Origin of the sequence: Achromobacter sp. Marseille-Q4954, from assembly GCF_943737025.1 — a bacterium.
Lineage (GTDB): Bacteria > Pseudomonadota > Gammaproteobacteria > Burkholderiales > Burkholderiaceae_B > Achromobacter > Achromobacter bronchisepticus_A.
Genome location: NZ_CALSFQ010000002.1, coordinates 838341 through 860447 on the forward strand (window position 1 = coordinate 838341; position 22107 = coordinate 860447).

The following is a 22107-nucleotide window of genomic DNA, read 5'->3' on the forward strand; positions in this document are numbered from 1 at the left end:
TGGGCGCGGCCCGCCTGCCGGACCATTCGCCGGTGGCACAGGCCGGGCGCGGCAGAATGACTAGTCACTCCGGCCGCGTCCGCTACGCGCTAGCAAGGCACCGGCGCATTGCGGCGGGCGTAGTACCACCAGGTGATGACCATGCAAGTGGCGTAGAACCCGATGAAGCAATACAGGGCGGCCTGCACGCTGCCGGTCATCTCGAGCGAGGTGCCGAAGCTGCGCGGGATGAAGAAGCCGCCGTATGCGCCGATCGCGCCCGAGAAGCCCAGCACCGCGGCCGATTCCTTGGCGGCGTCCGCCTGGGCCTGCTTCTGAGCGGCGGCACCCTTGCCTTCGGCCGCCTGCGTGCGTTCGCGCAGGAAGATCACGGGAATCATGCGGAAGGTCGAGCCGTTGCCCACGCCGGTCAGCGCGAACAGCACGATGAACATGGCCAGGAAGCCGTTGAAATTTCCGGCCTGCCCGGCGACCGGCAGGAACGTCACCACGCCCAGCACCGCCGCGATCATGGCCGCGAAGGTGAACAGCGTGACGCGCGCGCCGCCCAGCTTGTCCGACACCCAGCCGCCAAACGGCCGCGTCAGCGATCCCACCAGCGGGCCCAGGAAGGCATAGGCCATGGGGTCGACCTGCGGGAACAGCGTCTTGGTCAGCATGGCGAAGCCCGCCGAGAAGCCGATGAAGGAGCCGAAGGTGCCCACGTACAGCCAGCACATCAGCCAGTTGTGCTTGCGCTTGAAAATGACGGCCTGGTCCGCGAACGAGGCGCGGGCGTCGGCGATGTCGTTCATGCCGAACCACGCCGCGATCGAGGCCAGCGCAATCGGGATCACCCAGATGAAGCCGGCGTTCTGCAGCCACAGATTCTGCTGCGCGCCATTGGCGTTGATGACCTGGGGCTCGCCGCCCGCCACGCCGAACACGCCGATGGAAATCACCACCGGCACCACGAACTGCACCAGGGACACGCCCAGGTTGCCGATGCCGGCATTCAGCCCGGTGGCCAGGCCCTTCTTCTCCTTGGGGAAGAAGAAGCTGATGTTGGCCATGCTGGAGCTGAAGTTGCCGCCCCCCAGGCCGCACAGCAGCGCCAGGATCAGCAGGGTCGGGAACGAGGTGGTCGGGTCGCGCAGGGCGAAGCCCATGCCGAGCGCCGGGATCAGCAGCGAGGCCGTGGAGATGGCCGTCCACTTGCGCCCGCCGAACACCGGCACCAGAAAGGAATAGAAGATGCGCAGGGTCGCGCCCGACAGCGCGGGCAACGCCGTCAGCCAGAACATCTGGTTCTTGGACAGCATGAAGCCAGCGCGGTCCAGGTTGACCACCACCACGCTCCACAGCATCCAGATGCTGAACGCCAGCATCAGCGCCGGAATGGAGATCCAGAGATTGCGGTTGGCGACGCGGGCGCCGGTCTGCTTCCAGAAGCCGGGATTATCCGGCTCCCAGCGCGCAAGGACTTGAGTGGAAGACATAGGGATACTCTCAGGAGGTGGTGGAAGGAGAGACGGCGTGTTGCCGGGCGATGGCCGCGCTTTCCGGCCGGAAACTGAAATGCATGAAGATGAGGGAGACGCAGACGGTGCCGTACAGCAGCATGAAGGCGCTGGAGCGGACGCCCGTCAGGTCGAGCAGAACCCCGAACATGATCGGCAGCACGAAGCCGCCCAGGCCGCCGGCCAGGCCGACGATGCCGGACACGGCGCCGATGTTTTCGCCGAACTCGTCCGAGATGAACTTGAAGACCGAGGCCTTGCCGATGGCCATGGCGATGCCGACCACGAACAGCAGCACGGTGAAGGTGACCGGTCCCAGCGCAATGCCAAAGCTGCGCGGGCCGTTGGCCGTTGCGATGGTGAATTCCGTTTGCGGATAGCTCAGCAGGAAGAACGCGACCCAGCACACCCACATCACCCACCAGGTGGTCTTGTAGGCGCCGTAGCGATCGGAGATCCAGCCGCCCACTGCGCGCAGCACGCCGCCGGGCAGGGAGAAGCAGGCCGCCAGCAACGCCGCCAGCTTCATGTCGAAGCCGTATTCGCCGATGTAGTACTTGGTCATCCACAGCGCCAGCGCCACGTAGCCGCCGAACACCACCGAGTAGTACTGGCAATAGCGCCAGACGCGCGGGTCCTTCAGCATGGCCATCTGCGCCGACAGGCTGGCGCCGCTCTTGACGCGGTGCGAGGGGTCGGAAGAAGAGAACAGCCAGAACAGGATGGCGGTGACCAGCAACGCCACGGCATAGACCTGGGGCACGATGACCCAGGCCCCGCCCGCCGCCGCGATCAGCGCGGGGGCCACGAACTTGGTGATGGCCGAGCCCGAGTTGCCGGCGCCGAACACGCCCATCGCCAGGCCCTGCTTGTTGCGCGGGAACCAGCGCGCCACGTAGGGCGTACCCACCGAGAACGAGCCGCCCGTCAGGCCGACAAACAGCGCCAGCACCAGGAACTGCCAGTATTCGGTGGCGTAGGACAGCAGCCAGATCGGCACCACCGCCAGCAGCATCAGGATGAAGAACACCGGCCGCCCGCCGTAGCGGTCGGTCCAGATGCCCAGCGGCACCCGCACCAGCGAACCGGTCAGCACCGGCATGGCGGCCAGCAGGCCGAACTCGGTTTCAGACAGGCCCAGTTGCTGCTTGATGGGAATGCCCAGCACCGCAAAGATCATCCACACCGCGAAACAGATGGTGAAGGCGAATGTGCTTGAAATCAGGACCCGCATCGGCGCGCCGGCGGAAGGTTGACTTGCTGCCATGGTTACTCTCGCTTTACTCACGAAGACATGTGGCTAGCCTAGGCATGGCGGGCCTTGCGGACCATTCGCCAGCCGACCAGAAGCCCCGTGCCGATGTGACTAGTCACCCCTTTCTTGCCGGCCCGGCTTGCGCTGGATCAAGCGGCCGCGCTGGCGGCAAAGCGCCGGACGCATTAATATGCATTTCAAATACACCTTTAAAAGCGAAGCCGAAACGGCGCCGCGACTACCCACATGAGCACGCTGCTTAGCATCGAAGAGCCGGCGGCGGCCCCCCGCCGCGCAAAGCCCCAATGGAGCGCCTTCACGGAAATGGGCTTCCGGCCGCTATACCTGGCCGGCTGCTTCTGGGCGCTGGCGTCCGTGCTGCTGTGGGTGCATGCCCCTGCCCGCTTGACGGGCGTGTTGAACGGCATGTTCTGGCATGCGCACGAAATGCTGTGGGGCTTCGTCGCCACCATCGCGGTCGGCTTCCTGCTGACGGCAGGAGCCAACTGGACCGGCAAGAACCCCTTGCGCGGCACGCCTCTGGCGGTCCTGTGCGCGGTGTGGATCGTGGCGCGCGCGGGCTATCTCGTGCCAGGACGCCCGGCCTTCGTGGTGGCCGCGTCGGCGGATCTGCTGTTCTTCCTGTGGGCCGCGGGCGCGCTGGGCCGAGCCGTCGCCGTCACGCGCAATCAGCGCAATTACGGCATTCCCTTCCTGCTGCTGGGCCTGGCCGCCACCAACGCGCTCTACCTCTGGGCCTCGGTCCAGGGCGACTACTTCGCACTGATGCGCTACTTCAACGCCGGCCTGCTGTGCATGGCGGTGCTGACGCTGCTGATCGCGCGCCGCGTCATCCCCTTCTTCGCCAAACGCGCCGTTGCGGGGCTGGACATCCCGCCGCACACCCGCAGCGGCCACTGGCAGCTGGGCACGGGCATCGTCGCCATCGCCTGCCTGCTTGCCGGCCAGCCGCAGGTCGCCGCGCTGGCATTGGCCGCGACCGGGCTGATCGCCCTGGCGCAATGGGTATCGTGGAAGCCCTGGGCGGTACGCAAGGTGCCGCTGCTATGGATTCTGTACGCGGGGTACGGCGGCCTGGGCGTCGGCCTTCTGGTGGGCGCGGCGCAACTGGCCGGCTACGTGCTGCGGCCCGCCTGGCCCGCCCACGTGATCGGCGTGGCCGGATTCTCGGTGCTGATCCTGGGCATGGTCACGCGCACCGCGCTCGGCCACCTGGGCCGGCCGTTGCAGACTGACCGCAGCATGGTGCTGAGCTATGCGCTGATGATCCTGGCGGCCCTGCTGCGCCTGGCCGCCCTGCTCCCGACCGCCGCCGCCATCGGCTTCCTGCACGCCTCGGCCACCGCCTGGGCGCTGGCCTTCGCGCTGTACCTGTGGCGCTTCTTCCCCATGATGATCCGGCCGCGGGCCGATGCGGGCAAGACCGCAGCGCCAGTGATGAAGGTGGTGGCGGTCGGGCGGCGTCCGGCCGCCTGAGCCTCAGCCGCGCCCTTCGCGCCGGCGCGTGGCCGCGAGCTGCTGCTTCATGGCCTTGAGCCAGGCCTTGACCTGCTGCATGTCCACGAACTGGGACAACTCGAACTCGAGTTCGCCTATGTATTCCTCGGCATCGGCGATCTCCGCGTCCAGGTCTTCCATCAGGTCGGCAGGATCTATGGACTGCGCGGGATCGAAATGGTATTTGGCCTTGAAGCCGTCTTCCGCGGCCGCGATGTCGCCGGCCAACACGGCGAGCTGCGCGTCCAGCGCCTGGTTGTACTGCGCGTAGCGTTCCTCATCGACGCCAGCCAGCCCATCCGGACCGGCAGCGGCCAAGGCGTCGATTTCCGCCAGCGTCTCGGGCGCCGGCGCAGCCCGGCCGGCCGCCGCCTGGGCCGGCGGCGCTTCGACTTCGACCCCGCCCTCGTCCTGTACGTCTTCCGCGCTGGCGTCGTAATCCGAGCCGGCATGCTTGAGATACAAGGCCTTCAGCCTGTCCGTGTCGCACTCGGCCGGCGTGCCGTCCAGCACGATGGCGTCCAGCGTCTCCTGCGCCAGCTGCGCGGCAATTTCGGATGCCAGGGCGCGTTCCGCCTTGGTCAGCTCCTTCTGCTTGCAGGCGTGGTCGAAGCAGGCCACCAGCTTGGCCTTCAGTTCGACCTCGACCGTCTCCAGCGGCGCCAGCACGTCCTCGTATTTCTTCTGGTATTCGGGCAGCACGGCCTGCCACCCCCGCAGGCGGGCGCGCTGCTCTTCTAGCGTGCGCGCGAGCGACTCGAATCGCTGGCGCTGCGGCGTTCCGGATGCCGGCAGCGCGGCGGACGTGTTTTCTTGCATGGAGAGAACCTGGGCAGGCGGCGCCTGGAGCGCCTTGAAATGATCGGAGCGCCATTTTAGGTTACCTGTCGGCCGAACCCTCGGCGGCGTTGTCCTTGGCCGTCGTGTCGGCGGGTTCGATGTCCTCGTCGGGCACCTCGTCGCCCTGAGCGCTGTCACTGGCGTCGTCCGGGTTCACCGGCGGCGGCCGGTGGACGGCAGTCCCGGGCGGCGGCACGGACGCCATCGTTATCGGATGCAAGGCCAACTCGAATTGGATCTGGGGCATCGCGGCACCTATCAGGAAATGCGGCGAAATCCGCCGCAGCCCGGTATCAGCAAGCGCCATGCCACCAAGCCAGCGCAAGAGGCATCAGAAGCGCGGATTCTTGCCGAACGGCACTTCCGTGTCCGTCGGTTTCTCGAAAGACGCCGTATCGCCGTTCAGGTCCGCGACGTGGATCTGGGCCAGCCGCGTCGCTTCGTCGATCGCAACCTGGGCCGACGCGAAGCGCTCTTCGACGGCAATACGCTCTTGCGGCGCGCCCGCCGCCGGCGGAACCAGTACGTAAGCAATGCTCCAGCTGCCCTGTTGCTCAACCGGACGCTCGAGCTCGAAATCCCATCTGGCGTGTTCCATAGGGCCTCCTGTCGAATCCTGCTTTCATGCTACTGCGGTTTACTTGGGACGAGGGTCGCGGATGCCCTGGTCTAGTCCCTCGAATTCGCCGCGCCGCAGGCGCGGCAGGAAATTGGCCATGGCGCGCGCCACATTGCGCACTTCCTGCTGCACCGCCAGGTCCCGGTCCAGGTCGTCGTGGCTGGTGGCATACGGGCGGTAATAGCTGATGTAGCGGTCCAGCCGCGAGGCCGCGCCGGCATCCATCAGCCCCATCCAGTCCAGCCAATCGCCGAGGCCGCGCCGCTGCGCCTCGATGCCGGCCACGTCTCCATGCACCACCAGGCCGTAGGCGCGGCCGGCCAGATGCTTGGGGTATGGCCAACCGGCAAGCTCTACCTGCTTGGCCTTGAGCGGATCCTTGCCGCGTGTCAGCGTGGGATCGGGATTGCCGCCGTCGGCGCACACCAGCCTGTCTATCATCAGCTTCAAAGGGCTGGGCGATTGGTACCAATACGTGGGCGCCAGCAGGATCACGCCATGAGCCGCGACCCATTGCTCGTAGATGCCGGCCATGGCGTCATTGGACTGTCCCAGCGAGTGATTCGGGTAGCAGCTGCATGGCCAATGGCACAAGGGCATCGCGGTCGACACGCAGCCCTTGCAGGGATGGATGCGGTACTCGTACTCGGAAACCAGGCGGCTGAGATCCAGCAGATCCGTCTGCAGTCCCGCTGTTTGCAGTTCATCCAGGACAATGCGCGCCAGCCTCCAGCTCTTGGAAGCCTCCCCCGGACAGGTGCCGTCATTGCGCGCGGCCCCGACGATCACCAGGACACGAGACGGCGTGGCCGGATCGCGCTGCACTGCTGCGGCGCGCGCCAGCCGGTCACGGGTTTCCTGCCACTCCACGGACAGGTCGTAATCAGGGTCCGCGTAATCCGGGCCGGCCTTGGCCGTGAGGGGCGCCTTGCGGCCGTTTTCGTAGGCATCCCATGCGATCGCCTCCAGGCGCTCGAGGGCGGCGCGCTCGGTCTGGAAGGCTGGATCGTAGAAGCGCCGCATGAAGCGCAGGCGGAATTCTTCCCGCGCAAGGGGGCCGCCATACTGTCCCTTGCGCACCGACGGTCCGATTTCGGTCATGGTTCTCTCCTGGCGCGTTTGCGGCGCCGCTCTTGCCGGGCGCGCGCGGTACAGGCCGCGGCCAGCGCCAGCAACTTGTCTTCGTCCAGGCGCTCGGCGTCGACCAGCCCTTCGTCCGCGCCCTTGAGCGCGATCAGCAATTCGTCCAGTTTCAGGTGCAGCGCCTCGCTGTCCTTGTTCTGGCTCTGCTGGATCAGGAACACCATCAGGAACGTCACGATGGTCGTCCCGGTATTGATCACCAACTGCCAGATTTCGGAATACCTGAAGGCCGGGCCGGTCGCGGCCCAGATGATCACGGCGATCAGCGCCAGCCCGAAGGCGATTGGCGAACCCACCCATCTGGTCACGTGCGCGGCGAAATGGTCGAAGAACCGGGAGATGGGGTTGGCGCGGCCGGCTGAGGCGCCACCGCCTGAGGCTCGGCCGGTGCGTGCCGCGCGGTGCGGCCGGCTAAGGAGTGGCCGGCTCAGGCGCGCGCCCTCCCGGGCTTGCTGACGTCGGGGAATACTGGTGCTCGGCATGGTGTTGCGTCCAGTCCTAGCGGACAGTCCGCTCAGCAAGCCGCGTGCCCGGGGCTGGTTCAGTCCCGATACCGGCTGCCGAAGCCCGCATCGCGCCCCAAGGCGTCCGGTGCCCCGCCCGTCATCGGCAAGCCCTGTGCCCACCCTGCCGCCAAGGCCTGCGCGTCGCGTACGGGGTCGGAGGCCTTGGCGCGTTCATCGCGCATGCGGCAGGTTTCGGGATCGGCGGCGAACAGGCCGCGCGCGTGTACCCTGGCCTGCTCGATCAGCTGCGCGGTCTTGGGAGCGCGTAGCTGCGCAAAGCGCAGCAAGGCCGCCTCCAGCGCATCGTGTCCGCCGTCCAGGCATCGGGCCAGGTGCCAGGCGTCCTCCAGGGCCTGGCACGCGCCCTGCCCCGAGGTAGGCAAGGGCGCGTGCGCGGCATCGCCCACCAGCAGCACGTTGTCCCGGCTCCAGATTTTCAAGGGTTCATGATCATGCACGAAGATCAGATGGACCGCATGCGCCGGCGTTGCGCGGATGATGCGGGCGACAGGCTCAGGCCACCCGCCGAACAAGGTCTCTACCTCCTGGCGCGGGTCCGTGGCAGGCGCCGTCGCGCGCAAGGGCCGCGCCTGCGCCCCCGCCCAATAGACCAGCCCTGGCCGCACCGCCACGGCGCCAAAGCGCTCACCCGCGCCCCAATAGTCCCGGATGGCGATTTCATCGACCAGCGCGTCATCCGCCTGCGCCACGCCTATCCAGTTCACGAAGCCCTGGTAGACCGGCGCGTTATCGCCCGCGACATAGCGACGCGCCACCGAATCCATGCGACCGTCGGCGCCGATGAGCAGGTCCGGGCGGATACTCAGCCCGTTTTCGAACCGCGCCACCGCCCGGCCGTCTCCGTCCGGCTCGATCGTCACCGCCCGATGCCCGTACGCCACCGGGATGCCGGCCGCCGCGGCAGCGTCCAGCAGCACCGTCTGCAGATCCCTGCGCAATACCGTATGGGTCGGGTGTCCCATCAAACGGTCCAGCAGCGCGATATCCAGGCCTCCCAGCGGATTGCCTGCCGCGTCCAGCCGGCGCATCGCGGCCGGCCGGCCGCTTACCGCTGCGATGTCCTGCAACAGCCCCAACTCCTTGAGCACAAAGCCCGCATTGGGCCACAACGTCACGCCAGCCCCCATGGTCGCGGGCTGCGACCTGCGTTCGTACACGCGCGGCCTGTGCCCCTGCTGGCGCAACGCCAACGCCACGCTCAAGCCCGCAATGCCGCCGCCCAGTATTCCGATTTCCACGCTTTTGCTCTCCTTCAATGCCCGCCTCGACGCGCCGCCGGCGGCGCTACATCGGGCGATGGGGGCATCTTAGAGTCCGCCATTTCCGATAACTAGCATGCCAAAATGGGCCTATTCATTACCTCAACCGGGATAATCATGCGCGACGCCCTCGACCTGAACACCGTCCGCGTCTATGCGGCGGTCGTCGACGAACAGAGCTTCGCCGGCGCGGCCCGCCTGCTGGCGCTGCCGTCATCCAATGTCAGCCGTCACGTCGCGTCGCTGGAACGCCGGCTGGGCGTGCGCCTGCTGGAGCGCAGCACCCGCCATCTGCGCATGACGGAAGCCGGCAGGCTGTTGTACGAACGCGCCAAGCCCCTGCTCGACGCCTTGCTCGCCACCGAAGAAGAGCTGGGCGCGGTGCAACGCGAGCTGCGCGGGTCCCTGAAAATGTGCATGCCGGGCGAAGCGCCCAGATTGTTGGCCCCCATCCTTGCCGAGTTCTGCAGCCTGCACCCCGGCGTGGAACTCGAATGCGATACGCGCATGAGCGGGCTGGAGTCACTGCGGGACGAAGACGTGGACCTGGCCATCGTCTTCCATCGCGGCCGGCAGGACGACAGCGCCTTCATCACGCGTGAACTGGCCACCCTGCCCAGCATCGTGGTCGCGGCGCCCAGCCTGCTTGCGCAGACCGGAACGCCTCGCCACGTGCGGGAACTCAAGTCCCTGCCCTGCATCACCACCCTGAGCGCGCTGAAAGGCCAGCCCTGGCAATTCGTCGACGCCGCCGGCGAGATCGTCAAGGTGCCGGTCCGCAGCCGCTACCGCGTCAACAGCGGCGAACTGGCGGGCGCGGGCGCGCGCCAAGGCATAGGCTTCGCGATACTGACGGCCTTTGGCTGCCAGGAAGACCTTGCCGCGGGCCGCCTGGTGGAGGTGCCGCTGGATTTGCGGCCGGCGCCGCTGCAACTGCTGGGGGCATACAGCCATCGCCATTCGGTGACTGCGCGGGTGCGGGCGCTGCTGGAGTTGATGCAAGCTAGGCTGGAGGAAGCAAGCAAAGCAGCAATCACACAGATATGAAAATACCTCTTGCCTTGTTTGGGGGATGACAAGTTAGACTCTGCGGCCTTCCACTCTGCAGGAGCCATAGAAAATGATCCCGGCCACCAATCGATTCGATGAGCGCCATCTTGCGGAGTTTCAACGCACGCCCTATGTCCCGCAGGCGCCGTTCAATCCACAATCTCCCGCGCAGTGGGCTCGATCCACGCTAGGCCTGGAGCGCCCGAGCCTGAAAGCGATGCCGCTCGATCGACAGCAAGTCAGGGCTGTGTGCCGAACCAGCGACGACGTCCTCGATGGCTATCTCACGGTAATGGCATGGGGCATGCAAGGCGTGGGAAAGACGAAAAGCAAAGCCGTCGTCGCGTGGCGCGATGGACAAGCCCACATCGTCAAGAATCTATGCATGTTGCGTGACGGCAAACTGACCCGCGCCGAAGCATTCGAATTGTTTTCGAACATCAATCCCATTGCCCAACTTGGCCCGTCATACTTCACCAAGCTTATTCATTTCTATGCCCCGGACGGGCTGTATGGCGTTGATCGGTACATTATGGACACATGGACCGGAAAATCCATCAATCTATTGACGCGCGAACACATCGTACGAATCCAAGGGAAAAGCGCGACGCCCGACAACCAGCCCGAGAACTTTGAAGCGTTTTGCGCAGAGGTTGACGCGTTGCGCGACCTGGAGAATAGCCGCCGTCCCGATCGCCTGCTCCAAGGAGAACAAATCGAGCGCATGCTCTTTTGCAGCGGCGCCCAACGCGGCCAGCTTCGCGGCGCATGGCGAGCCTATGTACATGCCAATTGGGAAGAATGCAGGCCGAAACACCGGTACGAGCACCGCGCGATCTGCGCGCGTACGGCATCATCGTAAGCACGCAGTTCAATCTCCAGCAAGCACAACGTGCGACATGCCGTGCTTTCCGAGCAGCGACAGGAGTTCGATCAACGCTTCTGCGGGCGCAGTCCCCATATCACCCATCAAAATCCATAACGGACCTTGTTGTTCGACGGGGGAAAAACCATGCACGGCGCCGCTTAAGCCGTTGTGCTCATGAGCACCGGAGTCATTGACGTCAAGCCAGCGTGTGATCCAGTCGTCGAGCTCTCTCAGGTCTGTCAACGGCTTATCGAAAATAAGCTGAACGTCAGACCACGCGAATGGGTGAATATCCAACCGAAACGTTCCGCAGTCATAGCGGCTCGTCTCGAAGTCCGGATCGGCCCCCTGATGCAGCATGCTGAAAGCCATTTTCCCTTCGTCGTTTCTCGACATGGCATCAGGCCGCATATAGCGATATGGATAAGGCGCCTCTTCGTTCTTCAGGGTGATAAGCACTTCACTTTGAATGTTGGGATTCTCTTTCTGAAGTGCCGCCCTTGCGCCAGCAAAAAAACTCACATACCGATTTTGTTCACGCCGGATGACTTCCTCGATGCTCATGCAGTGTCCCAAATGAGATAGTACATATAGCCGCCACAAGAACTCCTCGCCCAATCTCGGTGGCTGACGCTAGCGGTGATACACACGCCGGCATTTTGCCACGGCAATCGTAGTATGGCGTCCCCCCTTACATTCCCAACCATAGCAACACCGCGGCAGATGCCACGCAAGCCGCGGCGATGCCCCCCCATGCCCGTCGCGAGCTACGCGCGCCAAACACACTCACCACGGTCCCGGTGTACAAGAGAAAACTCAGAAGCGTTCCGACCATCACTCCCACCGCCCGCGATGTGTCTGCCACAGCTGACACCGTCGAAGCCAATGCCGACATTACCAGTGCGGACACCAGATACCCACCCATAGCCGCCGCAACCACGCGGCTCCCCATTCGCCATCGGTCGACTACGGCATCGGAGCAATCGGCCTTCATCTTCCTTGGCCGCTGCGCCATGGCTGTAGGCATGACCTCTCCCCAATGCTGCCGCAGCGCGCAGGCCGCGTATGCCAGCACCAAGCCGAATGCGAACACCATGAGCTCCACCGCCGCGAGCAACCCTTCCCCGCTCTCCATATACGTCCATACATGCCTATGCGTCGTCGCTCCATTCAAGAGCGGCAAGCCCAGGCACAGCAATGCCGCTGCGGCCAATTGCTCGATCCAGGCGCACCGCGGCGGGCGCCACAAGGCGTGGGCCAATGAGGCAGCCCACACGGCAAAGAAGAATCGAATCTCCCACACGCTGCGTTCAGGCCAGGAAGCGGGAATCAGCCTGTTGCCATAAAAGAAGGCAATGCTTGCGAGCGCAATGCCCGCCAGCGCCGCCACGTTCAGGGCTTCGACGCAACGATAGACCCCTGCCGTGGCCCCGCCGAACTCATGCTCGCTCTTCCTGCGCCGCTTGATGGAGAACAACAGCGTACCGATGGCGATCATGGCGGTGCCCATCAGACCGCTGAAGAAGTACAGCCACTTGATGGTCCATCCGCCGAAATCCGCCTTGTGCAGGGCTTCGATCGTCTCGTGGACCTGCCTGGCTTCAAACCCGTCGTGCTGAGCGGGCACGACCTGCAATACCGCTGCGCTTGCCGCATCGAACGCGACGCGGCTGGCATCGGTGAGCAGCTGCGGGGCCGCGCTGGCCAAGGGCTTGCGGCCGGACACCAGGACCATGCTGCGGGCGTCGCCCGGACGGTCTATCGTGATGCGCGCAGCATCCTGCCCGGTCAGCTCGCGCGCGCGCGATAGCAAGGGATACAGATCCGGCACCCCGCCCAAACCCGGCCCTGCGAGGCCAGGCGCAGGCAGCGCAGGCGCAAGTTCGGCCTGGTAACGGCGATAGGCGCCGGCGTCCCCGCCATACACCGCATGCAGCGGCCACGGCATGTAGCTGGTGTAGAAGAACGCCAGTCCCGTGTACCCGATCATGAACAGGAACGGCAGCGTCAGCACCGCCGTGGCGTTATGGGCATCCAGCCAGCTGCGCAGCCCCTTGCCCGGGCGAAAAGTGAAGAAATCCTTGAAGATGCGCTTGTGCACCACCACGCCCGAGACCAGCGCGACCAGCATGCACATGGATATCCAACCCACCAGCCAGTAACCCGGCAAGCCGCCGTGCAAGGTGTAGTGAAAGGACATGAAATGCCGGCCGCCCTCGGTCTCGCGTATCTGGGGCGGCGGCTGCACCGCGCCAGTCCGGGAGTCCAGCCAGACCTCGTGGCGCGCGCCATCGTCCGTGCGCCAGGACAGCTGCACGGGCCAGCCGGGTCTGGCCGGCAGGGCGATATCCCAGGCGGAGGCCGCCGCGGCGCGGGACGACAACTCCTGCGTTGCCCGCGGCAGCCACTGCTTGGCATCCGCAGCAGCATCAGAGGCGGAGCTGGCCGGCGGCCCCGCTTCCATCCAGCGCGTGATGGGTTCCCGGAACACGCTGAGCGTGCCGGTCAGGAAGATCGCGCACAGCAGCCAGCCGCAAGTCAGGCCGCACCAGGTGTGCAGCCAGGACATGCTTTGACGGAATCCCCCTTTCACAATCGGGTCCGCAGGCCGCGGCGATCACCGACCGACAACCGGCCGGTCACAACGTGCCCCGCAAGGTCAGCATCACGTTGCGGGGCTCGCCGTAATGGTTGCCGCGCCGGATCTGGCTGACCATGCCGTAGTAGTCCTTGTCGAACACGTTCGCCACGTTCAGGCTGGCGGACCAGTGCTTGTTGATGCGATAGCCCGCGCGCAAATCCCACACCGCGCGGCCGGGCGCGCCCATCCGCACCGACATGTCGTCGTAGGCCTTGTACGAGTAGCCGCTTTGCGCCGACACGCCGCCGCCGACGCTGAAGGCATTCCAACGGCCCGGCAACTGGTAGGTGGTGGACAGGCGGAACAGATGGCGCGGCGTTTCCGCGCTGATCGTTTCGCCTTCGTCGTCGCGGCTGGTGACGTAGGTGTAGCCGGCCATCACCTGCCAGCCCGGCGACAATTCCCCGCTGGCTTCCAGTTCAAAGCCCTTGCTGCGCAGGGTGCCGCCGTTGCGATAGCAATTGGGCGAGGCCAGCGAACCCGGGCAGTTGCCAAGGGCAGACATGTCCTCCACGGCGATGCCGGACTTCTTCACCGCGAATACCGCGGCGGATACGTTCAGGCGTCCGTCGTAGAGTTCGCCCTTCACCCCCGCCTCGTAATTGGCGCCGATGGACGGGTCCAGCGGCTTGCCCGAAGACGTTACGTAGGTGCTCTGCGGCTGGTAGGTGTCGGCGTAGCTGGTGTAGACCGACCATTGCTGGTCCAGGTCGTAGACCAGTCCGGCATAGGGCGTGAATTCATGCTTCTGCTCATAGTCCCGGGTTCTCGCGCCCGTCAGCCCGTCGTCGGACCGGTACTTCAGCCAGCTGAACTTGCCGCCCAGCAGCAAATGCAGTGGCTCCGCCAGTTGCAGGCGCATGCTGCCGTACAGGCTGGTCTGCTCCAACTGCGAGGTCTCCTTGCTGTCCCACGCTGGACGCGCCGGCTCAGGGATGGAGGAATGGTCCGGGTGGTACACATTGATGGGCGAGTCGCTGTCCAGATTCGCCGACTTCTGATTGACGCGCTGGCGCGACCAGCTGGTGCCAAGCAGAATCTGGTGCGTGCCGCCCAGCGCCTGGAAACTGCCCGTCGTGTTCAGATCGACGCCATCGCTCTTCACCCGCGCATTGTTGAAGTAGATGGTGTAGAAGCTCGAACCGACGCCAGTCGCCCGATCCACGCCGCCGATCGGAATAGCCACGCGCTGGTCCAGGTCCACCTCGGTGTGGTTGAGAGACAGGCGCAGCTTCCAGTCCTTGTCGAACCGGTGCTCGGCTTCGGCGAACACTTCGTTCACCTGGCCCTTCTGCCGGTTCCAGTCCTGGATCAGCGAGGTCGAGCGTGAAACGTCCAACGCGCCGCCATCGGTATAGCGCGGCAGGCCGAACAGCCAATAGCCGTCCGTGTCGGTGGCCTGGTGGCGCGCCCCGAACGTCAACGTGGTGTCGCGCCCGAGATCGGCGTCGATCACGCCGTAGACCAGGGGCGACTTCGACTTCGTGCCATCGTAGAAGTAATGGCGGTCCTGATAAGCGGTCACCAGGCGGCCGCGCACCGTGCCGGACTCGTTGAGCGGGCCGCCGCCATCAAGTTCCATGCGGTAGTTGTTCCAGGATCCGACCGTGGTGGAGCCCTCGAAATGGCCTTCGCCGCGCGGGCGCTTGCGCACCATGTTGATCGCGCCGCTGGGGTCCGCCGAGCCCAGCATCAAGCCGGCCGCGCCGCGCAGCACTTCGACCCGGTCGAATACCGCGGTGTCGATGGGCAGCCAGCCTACCGGGGCATAGACCACCCCGGCCACGCCATCGACCAGATAGTTGTTGTCGTCGACGGTGAAGCCGCGTATCGAGAACTTGTGGTTGCCGAAGTTTCTTGCCGTCTTCGTCACGCCGGTGGTCTGCGCCAGCGCTTCGTCCAGGGTGGTCAGGTTCTTGTCGTCCAGCAACTGGCGCGTGAGCACGCTGACCGACTGCGGCGTTTCCCTGACCGACTGCGTCATCTTGCTGATCGTGATGGCGTCGCTCGTGTACGAGCCGGTTCCTTCGGTGGTCGGATTGCCCACGCCGCTGCCGCTCACCGTCACCGACTGCAGCGTCACCGCATCGCCCGACGATTGCCCGATGGCCGTCAAGGTGTACACGTTCGGTCTGGCGCTGTTCACGCGCACGTTGGCGCCGGCCAGCAACTGATCCAGCGCCTCCCGCGGCGTAAGGCGGCCATTGACCGCTGGCGCGCGCTTGCCCGCCACCACGGCCTCATCGAACAGCACCTGATGCCGGGACTGTTCCGAAAACAGCCTCAAGGCATGTTCCAGCGGTTGAGCCGGAATGCTGAAATCCACCTGCGCCTGCTGCTGCGCGTGCACCGCAGCGGGCGACGCCAGGGCGGCCAGCGCGCACGCCACCATCACCGGCATGGCCCTGAGTTGCATGCCCGCCGTCAACGCGCCGCCAGCCAGCGCGTCCTTCAACAATCCCCGTCCCATTCCCGCTCCATCGTTGTTGGCCGCTACCGGCCTTGCGGGAGTAAACGGATTGCGGCACGGGATTGGGAACCCGCATACCGCCTGCAAACAAAAATAATTTTCAGGCAGGCGCCTGCACGCTCAGCGATCCAGGATCAGGTAGCCGCCGTCGGGCGCGCGCTTGACCTGCACCGGCAGCAGATCCGGCAGGGCTTCCAGGAATGCGGCGGGCGCATTGGTCGCGGCAAAGCCCGAGACCGGCAGGGACTTCAGGCCCGGGTTGTCCAGCGCCACCGGCTTGCCCAAGTACTGCGCGACTTCCTGGGCCACTTCGCCCAGCGGCGTGCGCCGGTACGCCAGACGGCCAGTGCGCCATCCGCCCACCCCGTCCGGCACCGCCGTCACCGCCTGATGGGTGGCGTTGCGCGCATCCACGGTCACGCCTTGTTCCGCGCCCAGCGACAGCTCCGGCCTGGCCTGGTCGCGGTCGGGTTGCACGCGCACGCGGCCGTGCGACACCTTGACGATGACTTCCTCTGGCGTGTTGCGCACATTGAAGGCCGTGCCCACCACGGTGATCCTGCTGCGGCGGGCATCGACGGTAAATGGCCGGCCGGCGTCCGGCGCCACGTCAAAAAACCCTTCGCCCTGGTTCAACACCAGCTCGCGGCGCCGCGGGTAGTAGCGGACCTCCAGCGTGCTGCCGAAATTCAACGCGACATGCGAGCCGTCGGGCAGGTCCAGCTGGCGCACCTCTCCCGCGGCGGTGCTCACGCTCAGTACATAGCCGGGCGTGTTGTCCCAGCGATACCAACCGTAGCCGCCGCCCACCACCAGCGCCGCACAGGCGGCGGCGAAGGTCTTGGAGAAACCCGGTTGCCCCAACAGCGCGCCCCAGAAGCCCGGCCGGACGGAGGCCTTCCGCGAAGCGCGGCGCGGCAAGCGCGGGGATGAACGGCTGGCGGCCTGCGCGTCGGAGGCCAAGGCGGGCCGCGGCGCCTGCGACAGGTCCTCCCAGGTTCGCGATACCCGCGAATAGGCCTGCCGATGCGCGGGCCGCGCGGCCAGCCAGGCATGCAGCTCCTCTTCATCGGCGTCCGACCAGCTGGCATCCTGGCGGCGCACCAGCCACTCGGCCGCCGCTTCGTGCAGGGCAAGCGTGTCCGGCGAGGCAGAGGAAGACGGGTCGGTCATGACGAGGCAGCGTCGCTGTTGTTGTTATTGTCCAGGCCGGCATCGCCGCCAGCAGGCCGATGCAATTGCTGCATCTGCGCAACCGTAGCATAGTGCACGCGGACCTCGCAGTACGCGATGGCCCGCGCCAGATGCTTGACGACCATGCGCCGCGATATCTGCATGCGGGCAGCGACTTCGTCCTGAGTCAATCCATCGAAACGGCACAGCACAAAGGCTTCACGCTGGCGTTCGGGGAGTTCCTGCAAGGCTTCGCCCAGGCGCGCAAGCCGTTGCTGATGCGCGGCCGCGCGCATGGGACACGCCGCATCGCCCGCCGCCATGGCCTGCACGCCCTCTTCCGCTTCATCGAGCGACACCGTCTGCAAGCGCCGGCCTGCCTTGCGTTCGCGGAATTCGTCCGCCACGCCGTTCAACACCGTCCTGCGCAGGTAGGCGCCCTGTTCATCGGAAGAGTCCAGCGCGGGATTCGCCGCCACCCATTTGACGACGCCATCGTGCAACGCGTCTTCGGCGCTGCCTATGCTGCCCTTGAACCGCGCCAGGCCGCGCATGAGCGGCAAGCGCCAGCGCGCGTAGGCTTTGGCGATCGCGCTGGAATCTCCGTTCTTGTCGTCGGCGGATGCGGGTGTCGTGTCGGACGCCAGCAAAGGGTTGCGGCTCATGCGGCGCGAGTCATTTGAAAGTGGGCGGATTGTACTGAGATTTATTCTCAATCGCAATGCAGCCCGGCCCCGTGCCGTTCACCCATCCCTGCAAGCCTCGCGACTCACGGCGCCACTTGATACCCGCGCTGCTGCATGCAATTGCTGTACGCGGAGGCCGCTGCCGCATTCTGCTGCGACGCTTCGGCGCGATCCTGGCGGCGGTCCTGGCGTTGCCGCGAACCACCCACGACCATCCCTGCCGCCGCCGCGTCTTTCGCCTGGTTCTGCCGGTACTGCTGCTTGGCGTCGTCGCTCATCCGGTCGTAGACCTCCTCGTGCTGATTGCCGCGCACGCCGGCTACTGCCGCACCTGCTGCCGCGCCCGCGGCGGCGCCACGGACCCGTCCGCCGGATTTAGGATCGTTCGTGCTGGCGCTGGCGCCGCTGCCTGACAAAGCCTGGCATGCGCTGATGTCCTGCTGGGTGGTTTGGGGCGACTGCCCTTTGAGCGGCGTTACCGTCTGTGCGCCGGCGCACAGGCAGAACAGGGAAAGCAGCGTCGCGGTACAGGGGCGTATGGACTTTTTCATGAAAAACTCCATTGATGGTGAGGGACCCTGGACGTTTCAGTTTAGCGCCGCATGGCTGGCCGCGATCGCCTGCCAGGCACCGTTACTTCCTGCGGAAATCAGGCCGGAACCCCGCCCGCGGATTCCAGCGACAGCGCCCTGCCCGGCACCAATTCATAGCAGCCGCGGCGCAACTTGCGGATCTGCAAGGGTCCGCCCCAATCCGCCAGGCGGCGCTGCAATAGCAACAGGCGCACGCCCAGGTTGTCCTGCACATCGGGCAGTCCCAGGGCGCTTCCGGCCAGCCGCAGTTCGCGCGTGGAAAAGCCCCAGCGGCCGTGGCGCTGCGCATCGCAGGCCAGCTTCCACAGAATCGCTCCCGCCACGCCCTTGATCAGGTATTGCCCGTCGATGAAGACCGTGCCGTCGCGCGGAAAGTAGCGCAGGCTGAGAGGCGCGCCCGGGTGCGCCGCCAGCCCGATCGGCGTCTCCTGCGGCAGCGGAGCGCCTGCATCCAGCTCGGCGCCTTGCAGCGTTACCAGGGCTTGCGCCAGCTGCGCGCACAATACCGCCAAGGCATCCTCGTCGTCATACCCGAAGAACTGGTCGCTCTCGCTTTCGACCAGCAGCGCGCCCACTGTGCGCCCCCGCGCGCGCAGCGGGACGGCCAACTGGCTGCAAGGGGTGGCCAGGCCGGGCAGCGCGATGGGCAGGCCTTCGATCGGGCCCAAGCCGCTGGCCATCTCGTGCAGGGTGCGGCCGTACCGGTACATGCGCGCCATATGGCCGATGCGCAGCGCCACGCCTTCGCGCGCGGCTACGCCCGCCAGGCCGGCTTCGGCCAGCGGCACTTCGGCGCCCACGCCCTGCTGCGCATAACCCATGCTGGCCAAGGCATACAGGGTCTGGCGCCGCTCATCCAGCAACCAGAGGATGGCATGGCTCACCGCCAGGTCGCGGCGCAAGCCATCCATGGCGACCTGGGGCAACAGGCTAAGCTCGTCGCACTCGGCAAGCCGTGCCGACACGGCCCGCGCGCCGGCGGCCAGATCGCAGCGCGGCTGCAGCGTCGGCAGCGACGCGCCGGCGTGCATGGGCTGGATGTCCAGCACCTCGTAGATGTCGGCGCCGCGCAGCCGGAACACGTGTTCCATGCCGGTATGCGCGGCAATGCCGGCCAGCTTGGCGCGCAGGCGCTCGAACACCGGGCCTTCGGTTTCGGTGCGCAGATAACGCAATTGCAAAGCCAGGCTGGCCCCGGTGCAAGGGTCCTCCACCATCAGGCTGGCACGCCCGGTGGCGAGAATGTTCTCGCGGCTGCGGTTGAAGAACTGGAAGGTCAAGGCCACGTGGCAGCCATCCACGTACTCCACGTGCGACAGCAGATTGACATGGGGGATGCCATCGGCCGAGACGCTGCACAAGGTGGGCGGAATGCCGCCATCCAGGACACGTCGGACCGCCAGCAGGGTCAATGCGCTCATGGGCCAGGCTCCAGTTCCACTGCCTGCCCGGCATGCGGACCCGGCGTCTGGTTCCAGGCTCCCGCCACGGTAAAGCGCAACGCCACCAATTCGTGCACGGCTACGCCGTACCAGTGGTCCAGGAAAGGCGCCCCCGCGAAACCGTCGACTTCGGCGAGCTCCCGGGTCAGCGTGTTGCGCCGCAATGCCAGCAATTCGGCATGCGCGGGCAAGGCGGCTTCGACGCGGGCGTCGCGGCCTTTGAGATGCAGCGTGCGGTTCGTGCGGGGCGAGGTGGCCAGCATGGCGACCTGCGCGGTTTCGCGGATGGCGGCCACGACCCGGGGCGCGGCATTTTCCGCCACCAGCACCAGCATGCGGCCGTCCGGCAGCGTATCGGCGGCCAGGGCTCTGCAGACATGGGGATTGCCGTCTCGATCGCAACTGCCCAGCCGCAGCGAAGGCAGCATGGGCAGGCACAGGATCCATTCGGCGGGCAGTATGGGCACGGCGGGAAACCCCTGGGCTGTTGAAGCTCGACGGTGCCAGAAATCATAGCCCAAGGCCCCTGCCCGGATCGCATGGCAATTAGCGTTTTTTTAGCGCTTGCTTAACAAACTCTTAGCAACGCGAGCAGCGCGGCGTTCCTACACTTTCCTTGCCCGGTTTCCGGACCGAATCCGGCCATTTCCGGGCAACCGGCAACCGCCTCGCCCGTCCTCTTTTCAAGGCCAGCACCATGAACTGCAATACCGAAGCCCAGTATTTCCCTACATCCAGCGCCGGCATGCCCCCGCGCATGGACATCTATGTCGGCATCCACAAGGCCTTGCGCGCCATGATGCTGGACACGCTGCAGGCCGTGGGCCGCGTCGACGCGGCCGACCCGGCCGAAACGCGCGCGGTATGCGAACGCGTGCAGGCGCTGGCCGACATCTGCGCCAGCCACCTGGGACATGAAAACGATTTTTTGCATGCGGCGATGGAAGCGCGCCGCCCCGGATCCAGCGGGCGCATCGCCGCGGAGCATGTCGAACACCTTGCGGCGATTGCCCGCTTGCGCGCCGCGGCCTCCGCCCTGCTTGCAGCCGGCTGTGGCGCAACGCAAGCAGAAGCCGCGCTGCTGCTGTACCGGCAACTGGCGCTGTTCGTCGGCGAGAACTTCGCCCATATGCACGTGGAGGAAACGCAGCACAACCAGGTATTGTGGTCTTGCTACAGCGACGAGGAGCTGCGCGCGCTGGAAGGCGCCATCGTGGCATCGCTGCCGCCGGCCGAGAACCTTTGCATCATGCGCTGGATGGTTCCGGCCATGACGCCCGCCGAGCGCGCCGAACTGCTGGCAGGCGTACGGGCTGCCGCGCCCGCGCCTGTCTACGCCGCCGTGCTCGACGCGGTGCGGCCGCATCTGACTCGCGCGGATTGGGTCAAGCTGACCCGTGCGCTGACACCATCCGACACCGCTGTGCGGATCGTGGCCTGAGAGCCGCGATCAATTCGCCTTTTCGTCCTCGCCCTTGTAACCGCTGATATAGGCGCGCCCCGAGCAGCGCACGAAGGCCACGCAGGTCAGGCCGCCGCTCTTGGCGTCGCAGGTGGCGCGCGCCTCGTTGCGCGCGGCCACCGGATCTGGATTCTTCGCGGTAAAGCTGGTGCCGCGGCCCTTGCTGCCCTTGCCCCAGGCCATGCCGACGCAGGTGTCGGTATAGGTGAGCACCGTGCGGCAGCCCACGCAGTCTTCCCACTTGAGCAAGGCGTCGACCGCTTCCTTCTCGCTCGGGTAGCCGTCGGCATAGGTCAGCTGGCCCGAGTCCTTCTCGGCCACGGAGCCCCAGTAGCCGCGCGAATCCAGCTTGGCCGACAGGGCTTCGAGCTGGGCTGGCGTGGCGCTGTCGGGCGCCTTCAGGTCGGCTTCGCTGTAGCCGGGGCCAACGCACAGGGGCATGACGGCAAGCTTGCACTTGCCGTCGGCGCTGTCGTTGGTGCAGGTGCGGATAGCCTTCTTCGCGGCGACCTCGGAAGACACGCTGGCACCCCAGAACAGGTCGTCGCGCGAATTGCGCGAGAACGCCACGCAGCTGTCGGAGAATGAGGTCACGCTCTTGCAGCCCTTGCCGCCGGCCTTGTTGCACTTGGCCAGCGCGGCGTCCTGCGCTTCCTTGGTGGAAGTTTCGGGCATGACCCAATACAGCTTGGCGTGCGCTTCGTCGGTGGCCACGGCGCCGTACAGCGTGTCGGCATGCGCCGCGGGCGCAGCGGCCAGGCCCAGCGCCAGCGCGCCTGCGCCGGCCAATGCGGCCACGGTGGAACGGAACTGAACGAGCAATCGCGCGAGCATCATGGGTGTGCAATATCCAGTGGTTGTGGCGCCGCGCACCCCTGCGATCTGTCATCGCCAGGGCGCCCCGGGGCGCAGAACGCGCGGATCGTAACACGTTACAGTTTGTCTTCCATGCCCTGCTTTTCCACGTTTCCAGGCATTACGTAACCAATTTTGCGACGGCTGAAAGCTGATGCGCCACTATTTTTTCGTTAACATTCTGCCCTCATGGCGCAGCGCCGAGCG

The 22107-nt window shown here is 66.0% G+C and carries 21 protein-coding genes; 4 read left to right on the top strand and 17 right to left on the bottom strand.

Features of this window, described 5'->3' with window-relative positions; translation table 11 throughout:
* Nucleotides 1–89: 89 nt before the first annotated feature.
* Together NGK62_RS21895 and NGK62_RS21900 are read right to left on the bottom strand one after the other, a co-directional pair.
* Nucleotides 90–1478, bottom strand: coding sequence for a NarK family nitrate/nitrite MFS transporter (locus NGK62_RS21895; RefSeq protein WP_059379681.1), 1389 nt, complete (start codon nt 1476–1478; stop codon nt 90–92).
* 10 nt (nt 1479–1488) lie between these two features.
* Nucleotides 1489–2766, bottom strand: coding sequence for an MFS transporter (locus NGK62_RS21900; protein WP_059379680.1), 1278 nt, complete (start codon nt 2764–2766; stop codon nt 1489–1491).
* A gap of 234 nt (nt 2767–3000) precedes the next feature.
* Here NGK62_RS21900 and NGK62_RS21905 point away from each other — a divergent pair, with 234 nt between their 5' ends.
* Entirely contained in the window at nt 3001–4251 is a 1251-nt protein-coding gene (locus NGK62_RS21905) for an NnrS family protein (RefSeq protein WP_251880330.1), read from the top strand.
* Between the two features lie 3 nt (nt 4252–4254).
* Here NGK62_RS21905 and NGK62_RS21910 read toward each other — a convergent pair whose 3' ends face one another.
* The 6 genes from NGK62_RS21910 to NGK62_RS21935 all read right to left on the bottom strand — a co-directional run bounded on the left by NGK62_RS21910 (nt 4255) and on the right by NGK62_RS21935 (nt 8639).
* Complete coding sequence (locus NGK62_RS21910) at nt 4255–5091, bottom strand: hypothetical protein (protein WP_251880332.1); 837 nt, start codon at nt 5089–5091, stop codon at nt 4255–4257.
* A 61-nt stretch (nt 5092–5152) separates the two neighbouring features.
* Nucleotides 5153–5359: a hypothetical protein gene (locus NGK62_RS21915; RefSeq protein WP_251880335.1), complete on the bottom strand. Its 207-nt coding sequence runs from the start codon at nt 5357–5359 to the stop codon at nt 5153–5155.
* A gap of 84 nt (nt 5360–5443) precedes the next feature.
* Complete coding sequence (locus NGK62_RS21920; protein ID WP_118931940.1) at nt 5444–5710, bottom strand: hypothetical protein; 267 nt, start codon at nt 5708–5710, stop codon at nt 5444–5446.
* Nucleotides 5711–5749: 39 nt separating this feature from the next.
* The gene (locus NGK62_RS21925; protein WP_251880337.1) at nt 5750–6832 is read right to left on the bottom strand and encodes a flavodoxin family protein; all 1083 of its coding nucleotides are present in this window, start codon (nt 6830–6832) and stop codon (nt 5750–5752) included.
* Complete coding sequence (locus NGK62_RS21930) at nt 6829–7170, bottom strand: low affinity iron permease family protein (RefSeq protein ID WP_373428966.1); 342 nt, start codon at nt 7168–7170, stop codon at nt 6829–6831. The genes NGK62_RS21925 and NGK62_RS21930 overlap by 4 nt, the downstream gene beginning before the upstream one ends.
* A 245-nt stretch (nt 7171–7415) precedes the next feature.
* On the bottom strand, nt 7416–8639 hold the full coding sequence (locus NGK62_RS21935; RefSeq protein WP_251880339.1) for an FAD-dependent monooxygenase: 1224 nt from the start codon (nt 8637–8639) through the stop codon (nt 7416–7418).
* 138 nt (nt 8640–8777) lie between these two features.
* On the opposite strand from NGK62_RS21935, the gene NGK62_RS21940 reads away from it, so the two are divergent.
* The gene (locus tag NGK62_RS21940) at nt 8778–9707 is read left to right on the top strand and encodes a LysR family transcriptional regulator (protein WP_251880341.1); all 930 of its coding nucleotides are present in this window, start codon (nt 8778–8780) and stop codon (nt 9705–9707) included.
* 73 nt (nt 9708–9780) lie between these two features.
* Nucleotides 9781–10572: an 8-oxoguanine DNA glycosylase OGG fold protein gene (locus NGK62_RS21945; protein WP_251880342.1), complete on the top strand. Its 792-nt coding sequence runs from the start codon at nt 9781–9783 to the stop codon at nt 10570–10572.
* A 9-nt stretch (nt 10573–10581) separates the two neighbouring features.
* On the opposite strand, the gene NGK62_RS21950 is transcribed toward NGK62_RS21945, so the two are convergent.
* From NGK62_RS21950 to NGK62_RS21985, 8 genes are all read right to left on the bottom strand, one after another.
* Nucleotides 10582–11142 (bottom strand): hypothetical protein, encoded by a 561-nt coding sequence (locus NGK62_RS21950; protein ID WP_251880344.1) that lies wholly within the window; start codon nt 11140–11142, stop codon nt 10582–10584.
* 127 nt (nt 11143–11269) lie between these two features.
* Nucleotides 11270–13147: a PepSY-associated TM helix domain-containing protein gene (locus NGK62_RS21955; RefSeq protein WP_251880346.1), complete on the bottom strand. Its 1878-nt coding sequence runs from the start codon at nt 13145–13147 to the stop codon at nt 11270–11272.
* 70 nt (nt 13148–13217) lie between these two features.
* Complete coding sequence (locus tag NGK62_RS21960; RefSeq protein ID WP_251880348.1) at nt 13218–15689, bottom strand: TonB-dependent siderophore receptor; 2472 nt, start codon at nt 15687–15689, stop codon at nt 13218–13220.
* A gap of 120 nt (nt 15690–15809) precedes the next feature.
* The gene (locus NGK62_RS21965) at nt 15810–16862 is read right to left on the bottom strand and encodes a FecR family protein (protein ID WP_251880358.1); all 1053 of its coding nucleotides are present in this window, start codon (nt 16860–16862) and stop codon (nt 15810–15812) included.
* Nucleotides 16859–17527: an RNA polymerase sigma factor gene (locus NGK62_RS21970; protein ID WP_059379665.1), complete on the bottom strand. Its 669-nt coding sequence runs from the start codon at nt 17525–17527 to the stop codon at nt 16859–16861. Before NGK62_RS21970 ends, NGK62_RS21965 begins: the two co-directional genes overlap by 4 nt.
* Nucleotides 17528–17631: 104 nt before the next feature.
* On the bottom strand, nt 17632–18099 hold the full coding sequence (locus NGK62_RS21975) for a YMGG-like glycine zipper-containing protein (RefSeq protein WP_118932017.1): 468 nt from the start codon (nt 18097–18099) through the stop codon (nt 17632–17634).
* Nucleotides 18100–18197: 98 nt separating this feature from the next.
* Complete coding sequence (locus NGK62_RS21980; RefSeq protein ID WP_251880360.1) at nt 18198–19562, bottom strand: GAF domain-containing protein; 1365 nt, start codon at nt 19560–19562, stop codon at nt 18198–18200.
* Nucleotides 19559–20050, bottom strand: a complete 492-nt coding sequence (locus tag NGK62_RS21985) for a pyridoxamine 5'-phosphate oxidase family protein (RefSeq protein WP_118931929.1) — start codon at nt 20048–20050, stop codon at nt 19559–19561. Before NGK62_RS21985 ends, NGK62_RS21980 begins: the two co-directional genes overlap by 4 nt.
* A gap of 230 nt (nt 20051–20280) precedes the next feature.
* Here NGK62_RS21985 and NGK62_RS21990 point away from each other — a divergent pair, with 230 nt between their 5' ends.
* Entirely contained in the window at nt 20281–21024 is a 744-nt protein-coding gene (locus NGK62_RS21990) for a hemerythrin domain-containing protein (protein ID WP_251880362.1), read from the top strand.
* Between the two features lie 9 nt (nt 21025–21033).
* Here NGK62_RS21990 and NGK62_RS21995 read toward each other — a convergent pair whose 3' ends face one another.
* Nucleotides 21034–21882, bottom strand: coding sequence for a DUF4189 domain-containing protein (locus tag NGK62_RS21995; RefSeq protein WP_059379662.1), 849 nt, complete (start codon nt 21880–21882; stop codon nt 21034–21036).
* Nucleotides 21883–22107 lie beyond the last annotated feature (225 nt).